The organism is Enterococcus sp. 3C7_DIV0644, assembly GCF_002141235.1.
Classification (GTDB): domain Bacteria; phylum Bacillota; class Bacilli; order Lactobacillales; family Enterococcaceae; genus Enterococcus_D; species Enterococcus_D entomosocium.
The window spans coordinates 3283174-3294227 of record NZ_NGLK01000001.1; the positions used below are offsets into that span (position 1 = coordinate 3283174).

Here is an 11054-nt window from a genome sequence, read left to right on the forward strand (position 1 = left end):
GCAATTAGGGTGAATGGATTGTTTATAACCATCGAAGGACCGGATGGTGCTGGAAAAACCAGTGTGATCGAAGAATTGTATCCTCGGTTACAGCTTGAAGCAACAAGAAAAATCGTTAAAACAAGAGAACCTGGCGGAGTTAAAATCGCTGAAAAAATTCGTAAAATTATTTTAGATCCGCGAAATGAAGAAATGGATGAGCGGACCGAAGCCTTACTTTATGCAGCGGCACGCCGCCAACACTTGATTGAGGTTGTCCTGCCGGCATTGAACGCCGGACACATCGTGATCTGTGACCGCTTTGTTGACAGTTCGCTTGCCTATCAAGGAGCTGGACGTCGCATCGGGATTCCTGAGATCGCACGGATCAACGAGTTTGCGACGGAAGGAACGACCCCTGATTTTACCTTGTATCTAGATGTTGACTCTGATACTGGCTTGCGTCGCATCCAAGAAAATCGTGCACATCAATATGACCGACTAGATTCGGAAGGATTGGAGTTTCATCAACGGGTTCGTCATGCGTATCTAAAGCTAGCGGAAGAAAATCCTGTACGCATTCATAAGATTGATGCTAGAATGGGGTTACAAGAAGTTGTTGAATCCAGCTATTCAGCAATCGTTGAATCGTATCCTGCTTACTTCAAATCAATCTAGGGTAGGTTGGATAACACAAAGGAGATGGTCCCATGAAATTAATTATGGCAATCGTACAAGACAAAGACAGTAATCGTTTGGCAAATGAGTTTATTGATGCCAATATCCGTGCTACAAAATTGTCATCAACGGGTGGTTTTTTAAAGGCTGGTAATAGTACGTTTATCATTGGTATTGAAGATGACCGTGTGCAAGATGCGTTAGAATTGATTAAAAAAACCTGTCAATCAAGAAAGCAATATGTCTCGACACCGATGTCACTAGATATATCCTTAGATGGTCAAGTTCCTTATCCAGTCGAAGTCGAAGTCGGTGGCGCCACCGTATTCGTGCTGCCAGTTGACGGATTCCATCAATATTAAAAAAGGAGCATTTCATGGAGGAGTTATTTCTACAAGAATACCAGCCTCTTGTTTTTGCCCAACTAAAAAAAAGTATCAAGCATGGGCGCATTGCTCATGCTTATCTTTTTGAAGGGGACAAGGGGACTGGCAAGCATGAACTAAGTCTATGGCTCGCAAAACGCCTTTTTTGTGCCAATGTACAAGAAGAAGCGCCATGTGGTGCATGCAGCAATTGTCTACGGATCGCCCAAGGAGAGCATCCTGACGTTATCCAAATTGAACCTGATGGGCAGATGATCAAAGTCGACCAGATTCGACAGCTGCAAGAGGAGTTCTCAAAAAGCGGCTTTGAAAGCCGTTTGAAAATCTTTATTTTGTCTCAAGCTGACAAAATGAACAACAGCGCTGCCAACAGTTTACTAAAGTTTTTAGAAGAACCAGTGGGAAACTTTCTGGCGATCTTAGAAACGGAGAGCCTTGGTCGTATTTTGCCAACCATCCAGTCTCGCTGTCAGATCATTCATTTCTCTCCTTTGTCAAAAGAAAAACTGCAAGAAAAGTTACAAGAAGAGGGACTTTCTAAAGAGACAAGCCGACTTCTAAGCCACTTGACCAATAGTTATCATAAAGCAGTTGAAATCTCGCAAGATGAATGGTTTAATGAAACTAAGGATGCTGTTAAGCGTTGGGTGAATTACCTTTTGAAGAAAGACCCGCAAGCATTTATTTTTGTTCAGAAAAAATTATTGGGTCTAGCAAAAGAAAAAAATCAGCAATCAGAAATCTTTTTGCTCTTGTTATTTTACTTTCAAGAGGAGCGGGATCGATTGTTGGGGCAAGGTTTATGGGGAAAAGAGATCAATCGTGCCATTGAAGCCGCATTGCAAGCACAAAAAAAGTTGCAAGCCAATGTGTCTTTCCAAGGTGTGGCAGAACAATTTTCCGTGAAAATCATCTATGGATAAAACGCAGCAGCCGGAAAAGGAGACCAGAGATGATCGAAGTTGTCGGAGTGCGTTATCATGACGTAGGCCAGATTTATTTTTACACACCGAAAAAACAGACCTATACTATAAATGACCAAGTCATCGTGGAAGCACAAGATGCTAAATGTCTTGCCACAGTCGTCACCAAAAGCAGAGAAATGAATGAGAGCGATTTGCCTCAGGTAGTCAAACCTATCTTACGTCGGGCGACGAAGAAAGATTTGGAACAGGCAGCAGCCAATCAAAAGGCGGCAGATGAAGCGTTAAAAATTGGAAAAGAAAAAATCCGCGCACATCAGTTGCCAATGAAACTGATTCGAGTAGCCTATACCTTTGAGCGGACAAAACTGATTTTTTCGTTTACTGCAGAAAGCCGTGTTGACTTTCGCGAATTAGTCAAAGACTTGGCAAGTGAATTTCATACCCGGATTGAACTGCGCCAAATCGGTGTCAGGGATGAAGCGAAGGCACTAGGCGGAGTTGGGCCCTGTGGTCGCAAACTATGCTGTGCGACGTTTTTAGGGGATTTTATCCCTGTATCCATCAAGATGGCTAAAGATCAAGGACTTTCCTTGAATCCTGCGAAAATCTCAGGATTATGCGGTCGTTTGATGTGCTGTCTTAAGTATGAAAGTGAAGAATATGAGCGGGCGAAAAAAGAATTGCCGGATCGCGGCAAGGAAGTTGAAACGCCAGATGGCAAAGGACGTGTGGTTGGGCTGGATCTGTTGAGCCGAGTGATCAAAGTCCGTTTGCATGATCGGCAAACACCAATCGAATATGATTATGAAGAACTAGTGACAAAATAAGTAGGTGACCATAATGAGCATGGACAAACGATCAATATATGACGGATTGAATCAGTTAGAATCGGAGTTGCAAAATTCCTTAAATAATCTAGCGGAAATGAAGCAGTCTTTGCAAGAAATCGTCGAAAAAAATACGACATTAGAATTGGAAAATCAACGCTTACGTGAACACATTCGTGAGTTGAACCAAGTGGCAGATGCACCCGCTGAATCGGTCAAACAAGAACTTTCTAAATCACGAATGAATTTAGAAAAGATTTACGAAGAAGGATTTCATGTTTGTTATGACTTATACGGTTCTCGCAGAGAACATGATGAACCTTGTGCATTTTGTCTAGAAGTGATCTATCGTGAAAGCGGCAAATAACTGACTGACAGTCTAATAGGTTCGTTAGAAAAAAGATCAGTTTCCACTGGTCTTTTTTTCGAAAGGAGCAGTACATGCAAAAGCAACAAAGTTATAAACAAGACACTGGAAAACTGTATCTTGTTCCGACACCGATCGGGAACTTGGAAGATATGACGGTCCGTTGTGTCAAAATTTTAAAAGAAGCGGACCTGATTGCAAGTGAAGATACTCGCAATACCCAGAAATTGTTGAATCATTTTGAGATCTCGACACCGCAAAAAAGCTTACATGAACACAATTATAAAGAGCGAGTTCCGCATTTGGTAGAACAGCTGCAGATGGGCAAGACCATTGCCCAATGCAGCGATGCTGGTATGCCCTCCATCAGTGATCCGGGGCATGAATTAGTCAAGGCCTGTCTAGCTGAAGGAATCGCGGTGATTGCGCTTCCGGGACCTACGGCAGGTTTGACAGCGTTGATTGCTTCAGGCTTATCGCCGCAACCAAATCTTTTTTATGGCTTTTTACCTCGTAAGAAAAAAGAACAAAAACAAGCCTTGAGTGAATTAGCGACCCAGAAAGCAACGATGATTTTTTATGAGTCACCCTATCGAATCGCAGCGACGATTGAAACAATGCTAGAGGTATTTGGTGAACGTCAGGCAGTCATTTGCCGAGAATTGACAAAAATCCATGAAGAATACTTGCGAGGGACCTTTTCTGAATTGATCGACTATTTAGAGCAGCAGCCAATCAAAGGAGAATGCTGTCTGTTGGTGGAAGGCTCTTCTGAAATACATGAAATTGTTTATGAAGGAAGTTACTCAGAACAAGTAGCTGCCTTGATGGAAGAGGCCGAAATGTCCTCAAAAGAAGCAATCAAAGAAGTGGCTAAACGTAATCAAGTAAAGAAACAGCTTGTCTATCAAGCGTATCACCAAATAGAAGAGTAATCATACCGAGACTTCTCTCGGTATTTTTTTGTACTACACGCTCACTTATGTGATATTACCTAACATATAAAGTCAGCTATTTTCAGAAAATTCATGTTTTTCTCAGAAAAATCTAGATTATTCGAAAATATGGTGTTAGGATAGCTAACATATAGAAAGGGAGGCGTGTAAAATGGATACAGGGAATATTGCATTTATTTTAATTTGTAGCGGTATGGTTTTTCTAATGACTCCAGCATTGGCATTTTTTTATGGAGGATTGGAACGACGCAAAAACATCCTCAATACCATGATGATGGTGATTTGTACGATGGGCTTGGCGTCCGTCCTCTGGGTCGCTCTAGGGTATACATTATCCTTTAGCGGGACAGGATCATTTATTGGCAATTTAGACAAAGTCTTTTTCAATCATGTTTCGATGTCAGAAGGAGAGGGAATTCCAGAAGGGTTGTTTGCTGCCTTTCAAATGATGTTTGCTTTGATCACAACGGCGATTATCACTGGATCAGTCGTTGGAAGAATGCGGTTCTCTGCTATTTTTCTATTTATTGGCTTCTGGCTGGTTTTCGTGTATTTTCCAATGGCGCATATGGTGTGGGGCGGTGGCTTCTTAGATGCGATCGGCTCGATCGACTTTGCAGGAGGCAATGTCGTTCACATCAGTTCGGGAATCAGTGGGCTAGTCTTAGCGATCGTTGTCGGTAAGCGACGAGAATTTCATCAAACCGAATATCGTCCTCATAATATTCCCTTTGTTGTACTAGGTGCCGGTCTTTTATGGTTTGGCTGGTTTGGCTTTAATGCTGGCTCTGCGTTAGCAGCTGATGGTCTAGCGATCCACGCCCTAATGACCACGAATACAGCAGCAGCCAGTGCGATGCTTTCTTGGATGCTGATCGAAAAAATCGTCGTGGGAAAACCGACAATCGTCGGTGCTTGTACAGGTGCAGTTGTGGGCTTAGTTGCCATCACACCAGGGGCGGGGTTTGTCTCCCTTTGGTCTTCCTTTATCATTGGCGCTTTAGTCAGTCCGTTTTGTTACTTCTTTATTTCCGTCATCAAACATCGATTAGGGTTAGATGATGCATTGGATGCCTTTGGTTGTCACGGGGTAGGCGGAATCTTCGGTGGTTTGATGACCGGGATCTTTGCCGATCCCGCTGTTGGTGGACATTCAGGATTGCTTTATGGCGGTGTTGATCTTTTTATCGCACAAGCCGAAAGTATCGTATTTACGATTTTGTTCGCTGGTATCCTATCCTTTGTCATAATTACCTTGATTAAATGGGTGATGCCGATTCGCGTATCTCAGCAAGAAGAAGCGGTGGGGATGGATCGGATCGAACATGATGAAACGGCCTATCCTACCTTTATGGGGTTAGATTCTTAAGAGTGGAGGAGCAGTCATGAAAAAAGTTGAAGCGATTATTCGCCAAGAAAAATTAGAGGAGCTAAAAGCCGCTTTGGATCAATCGGATCTGATCAGTGGGATGACGGTCAGTCAAGTTCTCGGGTGTGGCAATCAAAAAGGGTTAAAAGAGTTTATTCGTGGCCAAGAAGTGATCACGACTCTTTTACCGAAAGTAAATGTCCGCTTTGTTTTGGCAGATGAAAAAGTCGATGCCGTGATTGAGCTGATTGTATCGATCTGTCGGACAGATGAAGTCGGTGATGGCAAAATATTCGTCTACCCTTTGGAAGAAGCGATTCGGATTCGCACTAATGAACGAGGGGAAGCTGCCTTATAGTAGAACTTCTTGGACCATGAAGAGGGCCGCAAAAGCAGTGAATGTAGAAGGAAGGACCAATGAAGATTGGTCCTTTTTGCGTGCTTCCCTCGATTCCTTGCTTGATAGGGAACTTCTGTTCGTTTATAATAAGAAGCGAGGTGAGCAACGATGTCGGAACTGCAATTTCCCTTAAAAAATGATACGAGCCGCAAAATTATTCATATTGATATGGATGCTTTTTTTGCTTCGGTGGAAGAACGGGATGATCCTGAGCTGGCCAAGCATCCCCTTGTCATTGCCCGTCACCCAAGTGATACCGGCGGCCGAGGAGTGGTCACGACAGCGAATTATCTGGCGCGACAATATGGCATCCATTCGGCAATGAGCGCACAAAAAGCCTACGAGCTTTGTCCGCAAGCGATTTTTAAACCGGGGAATCATCAAAAGTATCGTGAAGTGTCCCAGCAAGTCAGAGAAATTTTTCACCGATACACCGACATCATCGAACCAGTTTCAATTGATGAAGCGTATCTGGACGTCACAGTGAACAAAATCAACTGTCCTTCAGCAATTAAGATCGCTCGTCTGATTCAGCGAGACATCTGGCATGAGACCCATTTGACTTGTTCGGCAGGCGTCAGTTACAACAAGTTTTTGGCAAAATTGTCCTCGGATTATCATAAACCACGAGGGTTAACAGTGGTGATGCCGGATGAGGCAGTGGCCTTTTTACAACAACTACCCATCGATAAATTTCATGGGATCGGGAAGAAAACTGTCCCCAGGATGCATGAGTTAGGCATTTTTACAGGAGCAGATCTATACGCTTGGAGTGAGATGGCGTTGATCCGCGAATTTGGCAAAATGGGGTATTCTTTGTATCGCAAAGTTAGAGGAATCCATGATTCACCAGTCAGTGTGACCAGAGAACGAAAATCAGTCGGTAAGGAGCATACATACGGCAATCCATTAACGAGTGAAGAACAAGTTTTAAGTCAATTACGCGCCATCGCAGAAGAAGTTGAGAGATCACTAAAGCGCACACAGAAACATGGCAAAACAGTCGTGTTGAAAGTCCGTTACAGTGATTACTCTACGATCACTAAACGAGTGACTTTGCCGATTTACGTTCATAAAAAAGAACAGTTATTTTCAGAAGCCAGTCTCATTTGGGAAGAGATTTTAGGTCTTGAAAAAGGCATTCGTCTTTTGGGAATCACCGTCACAAATCTCGATCCTCTGACCTATGAAAATATCGTACTGCCTTTATGGCAAACATCTGACGATCAGTAGACCTAAAAAGGAGGACCAATATGACGATCTATCAAGTATATGAAACGATGATTGCTTTGGCTGATGAAGAACGAAGGGAAAAAATGGCCGCCTATATGCGGCATCAGTTTGAGTTTTTAGGCATCCCTACACCGTTGCGCCGTCAGCAGGAAAAAGCAGCCTTTAAAGCAGCAAAACAAATGAAACGAATCGATTGGGAATTTATCGATCAATGTTGGCAAAGCAGCTATCGAGAACACCAGTACCTTGCGATTGATTATTTAGTGGCGCTGGAGCCCTTTTTATCAGCCGTTGATCTAGGAAAAATTGAACAGTTAGTCATAACGAAATCTTGGTGGGATAGCGTGGACGCACTAAGTGAGGTCGTCAGAAAGCTTGTTCGCCGACTGCCAGCGTTAAAGGCTGAGATGCTTCGTTGGAGTCTTGAGGATAATCTTTGGCTACGGCGAGTGGCGATTCTTCACCAATTGTTGCAAAAAGAACAGATGGATCGACCATTACTTGAAGAGATCCTTGTCAACAATTTGGGGAGTTCTGAATTCTTTATCAACAAAGCCATTGGCTGGAGCTTGCGAGACTATGCCAAGACGAATCCTCTGTGGGTCCAAGATTTTCTTCTACGCCATCAAAAAAGTCTGGCGCCTTTGACGGTTCGTGAAGCAAGTAAGTACCTTTAAAAGCTTGGTCACTGATTTTTATATAACAAAAAAAACACCGTGCATCATCTTTGAAGGAAGATGTGGTGACCCCAAAAGTTCGATTTTTTGGTCTAACTTTTGGGGTCATCTCAAGATGCACGGTGTTTTGAGTCGTTAAATTTGTTTTTTGATTTGTTCGTAACTTGCTTCAGCATCTTTGCACTTTGCCCAGATAACCGCTTTTCCTTGTTCTCGAGATGCAGCAAGATCAATGATTCGTTGATTGCTGCTACCACGAAACTGCAAGTTTAGGTTTCGCTTGCTGAGTTCAAAACGGCCGTCCACCAAAATATCAATTTTGGATAAAAGTTCTAGTTTGTCAGGGGTTTCCAAGAGCAGTTCTTCGTAAGTGTAGCCTGACCAGCTCCAAATGTCCTTGCTATGACCAAATTCGGCGCGAACGCGATCAACAACTTTCAGACAGACCGTCGTGTTCAAAAAAGGTTCGCCGCCTAGGAGGGTCAGTCCTTGAACATAGTCATGTCGCAGATCCTCAATGATTCGATCCTCTAGCTCTTGGGTAAAAGGTGTGCCGTAGCGAAAGTTTTGGACGGCTTTGTTGAAACAGCCTTCACAAGCAAACAGGCAGCCGCTCACATATAAACTATTTCGGATGCCTTCACCGTCCACAAAGTTGAAGGCTTTGTAATCAGCGATATAATTTTGACTGTACTCGTTTGCTTTCCATTCTTGGGGCTTAGGATTTCTCATAAGAAAACTTCTTTCTATTGTGAATTACAGGGGTTGTTCGATAAAAGGAGTGTAGAAGAAATCTAACACTCCTTTTATGATTATTCTTGCAAATGTTTGACCCGAGCAGAGATTTCTTTGTGACGACCGTTGACCATCGGGCGAGCTTGAGGATTTCCAAGATACCCGCAGGTTCTTTTGACAACATCACAACTTTTTGGATCGTGATTGCCACATTGTGGACATTCAAAGCCTCGTTCGGTTGGATTAAAGTCTCCTTCATATCCGCACTCGTAACAGTGGTCGATAGGGGTATTTGTTCCAAGATAAGCGACCCGATCATATGCGTAATCCCAAACTGCTTCTAACGCTTTTGGATTTTGCTGCAAGACTGGATATTCACAGTAATGAATAAAGCCACCAGAACAGTATTTTGGATAGTCCTTTTCAAAATCAAGTTTCTCAAATGGTGTCGGATTTTTCCGCACATCATAGTGGAAGCTATTGGTATAATATTCTTTGTCGGTAATATTTTCAACTTCACCGAATTTTTCGGTATCTAAGCGACAGAAACGATCGGTCAAGCTTTCACTAGGGGTCGAGTACACACTGAAATGATAGCCGTATTCATCGCCCCAGGCATCGGCATGAGCTTTCAATTCTTTCACGATCGCCATCGTAAAGGCCTTTGCTTCTGGGTCTTGTTCCCAAGTTCCACCGTAAAAAGCCGAAGCAGCTTCGTATAAACCAATGTAACCAAGCGAAACAGTGGCACGTTTGTTTTTGAATAATTCGTTGACATTGTCTTTGCGATCCAAACGTTCACCGAAAGCCCCATACATATAAAGGATCGGCGCATTGGCGGGACTCGCTTCTTTACAGCGTTCCACTCGATAGACAAGGGCATCTTTAACGATTTGCAGACGGTCCTCCAGCAGTGACCAGAATTTTTCTTGATCGCCATTTGCTTCTAAGGCGATCCGTGGAATATTCAATGTCACGACACCTAGATTCATCCGACCGACATTGATTTCTTCACCACGTTCGTTTTTCCAGCCTTGCAAGAAAGAACGACAGCCCATCGGCACTTTAAAGCTGCCAGTCAATTCAACCAATTTATCATAATTCAAAATATCCGGATACATCCGTTTAGTGGCACATTCTAAAGCCAGTTCTTTAATATCATAGTTCGGATCGGTAGGTGCCAAGTTGACCCCACGGCGAATACTAAAAATCAATTTCGGGAAAATAGCAGTACGCTTTTCACTGCCTAACCCGTTGATGCGAATTTGGAGAATCGCTCGTTGAATTTCCCGTTCGAACCAGTTGGTTCCTAAACCAAAGCCAAGGGAAGTAAACGGCGTTTGTCCGTTAGAGGTGAATAACGTATTGATTTCGTATTCTAGACTTTGCATTGCATCGTAGATATCTTTGCGGGTTTTGCTCTTCGCGTAAGCTTCCCGACGTTCGGGTGTCTCAATCCATTCTTCGGCATCTTTTAAATGTTTTTGGTAATTCAACTCAGCAAAAGGAGCCAATAATTCATCTGTTCGATCAGCAGAACAGCCACCATATTGACTCGATGCTACATTTGCAATGATTTGTGAGATTTGAGCGGTGGCCGTTTGGATCGATTTTGGCGATTCCACTTCGGCGTTCCCAATTTTAAACCCATTATTTAGCATGCCTTTAAAATCGATTAGGCAGCAGTTAGTCATTGGGGTATATGGATGATAATCCAAGTCATGGTAATGAATGTCGCCTTTTTGGTGGGCATTTGCCACGTGAGGAGGCAGCATTTTCAAACCAATCGATTTTCCTACGATCCCAGCGGTCAAATCACGTTGTGTGTTGAACACGTTACTATCCTTATTGGCATTTTCATTGACGACCGATTGATCTTTATTCATCAATTTATTGATCGTAAAGTTGATGTCTGTTGCTTTGCTGCGTTCGAAATCACGATGGGTCCGGTAGTTGATATATTCTTCAGCCAAGGCATACTCGTTCTTTGCTAACAAGATATGCTCGACGATATTTTGGATCTCATAGATTTTTACATTTGTACGAAAACGTTCCGCGATCTCGTGATCGACACTGTCAACGATCTCGGTGATTTTTTCGTGGTCGATGGGAGAAAGCTCACCGTTGATTTTTCTCAGGGCTTTCACTAACGCATCATAAATTTTTTGATCATCAAAATCGACAAGCCGTCCATCACGTTTTACGATTTTTAACTGACGCAAAGCGGACTGTCTTTCCAACCCTTGCTCAGGATTTCTCTTAATGTTCATCATTTCTACCACTCCTTATCTTCCACAATATAATAAAACAAATTGTAGAAATGAGCAACTATATATAGTAGTCGAAAAGGGTTTGTGTTTTGGATATACACAATATATGGTGTATATTCATTTAGGTGTTTCCGAGAAAACTTGATAAGATTAAGGATTTGGTTGTTCCATGTTTCACATAATGAATAAAAACTTTTTTAAATTTATTTTTTCTCTGTTTTGAAGCAGAAGTATTCAATGATAAAGTATGC

12 protein-coding genes are annotated in these 11054 nt (G+C 42.7%); 10 read left to right on the forward strand and 2 right to left on the reverse strand.

Annotated features, from left to right (window positions below):
* The first annotated feature begins 9 nt into the window (after window positions 1-9).
* From tmk to A5877_RS15590, 10 genes are all read left to right on the forward strand, one after another.
* Window positions 10-657, forward strand: coding sequence for a dTMP kinase (tmk, locus tag A5877_RS15545; protein WP_005229815.1), 648 nt, complete (start codon window positions 10-12; stop codon window positions 655-657).
* A gap of 32 nt (window positions 658-689) precedes the next feature.
* Window positions 690-1019, forward strand: a complete 330-nt coding sequence (locus A5877_RS15550; RefSeq protein WP_005229817.1) for a cyclic-di-AMP receptor — start codon at window positions 690-692, stop codon at window positions 1017-1019.
* A 14-nt stretch (window positions 1020-1033) separates the two neighbouring features.
* The gene (holB, locus tag A5877_RS15555) at window positions 1034-1966 is read left to right on the forward strand and encodes a DNA polymerase III subunit delta' (RefSeq protein WP_005236622.1); all 933 of its coding nucleotides are present in this window, start codon (window positions 1034-1036) and stop codon (window positions 1964-1966) included.
* A 29-nt stretch (window positions 1967-1995) separates the two neighbouring features.
* Entirely contained in the window at window positions 1996-2796 is an 801-nt protein-coding gene (locus tag A5877_RS15560) for a stage 0 sporulation family protein (RefSeq protein WP_086317208.1), read from the forward strand.
* Window positions 2797-2815: 19 nt separating this feature from the next.
* Window positions 2816-3163: a DNA replication initiation control protein YabA gene (locus A5877_RS15565; protein WP_077452675.1), complete on the forward strand. Its 348-nt coding sequence runs from the start codon at window positions 2816-2818 to the stop codon at window positions 3161-3163.
* Between the two features lie 74 nt (window positions 3164-3237).
* Window positions 3238-4098 carry a 16S rRNA (cytidine(1402)-2'-O)-methyltransferase gene (gene rsmI / locus A5877_RS15570; protein ID WP_086317210.1) on the forward strand — a complete coding sequence of 287 codons (861 nt, stop codon included), beginning with the start codon at window positions 3238-3240 and terminating at the stop codon, window positions 4096-4098.
* Window positions 4099-4270: 172 nt separating this feature from the next.
* Window positions 4271-5488, forward strand: coding sequence for an ammonium transporter (locus tag A5877_RS15575; protein ID WP_005236611.1), 1218 nt, complete (start codon window positions 4271-4273; stop codon window positions 5486-5488).
* A 16-nt stretch (window positions 5489-5504) separates the two neighbouring features.
* Window positions 5505-5846: a P-II family nitrogen regulator gene (locus A5877_RS15580; RefSeq protein ID WP_005229830.1), complete on the forward strand. Its 342-nt coding sequence runs from the start codon at window positions 5505-5507 to the stop codon at window positions 5844-5846.
* 150 nt (window positions 5847-5996) lie between these two features.
* Window positions 5997-7121, forward strand: a complete 1125-nt coding sequence (gene dinB / locus A5877_RS15585) for a DNA polymerase IV (RefSeq protein WP_005236610.1) — start codon at window positions 5997-5999, stop codon at window positions 7119-7121.
* Window positions 7122-7141: 20 nt separating this feature from the next.
* Window positions 7142-7798, forward strand: a complete 657-nt coding sequence (locus A5877_RS15590) for a DNA alkylation repair protein (RefSeq protein ID WP_086317212.1) — start codon at window positions 7142-7144, stop codon at window positions 7796-7798.
* A 135-nt stretch (window positions 7799-7933) separates the two neighbouring features.
* Here A5877_RS15590 and nrdG read toward each other — a convergent pair whose 3' ends face one another.
* Together nrdG and nrdD are read right to left on the reverse strand one after the other, a co-directional pair.
* Window positions 7934-8530, reverse strand: a complete 597-nt coding sequence (gene nrdG, locus A5877_RS15595) for an anaerobic ribonucleoside-triphosphate reductase activating protein (protein WP_005236608.1) — start codon at window positions 8528-8530, stop codon at window positions 7934-7936.
* An 80-nt stretch (window positions 8531-8610) separates the two neighbouring features.
* Entirely contained in the window at window positions 8611-10806 is a 2196-nt protein-coding gene (nrdD, locus tag A5877_RS15600; RefSeq protein ID WP_005236607.1) for an anaerobic ribonucleoside-triphosphate reductase, read from the reverse strand.
* Window positions 10807-11054: the final 248 nt, after the last annotated feature.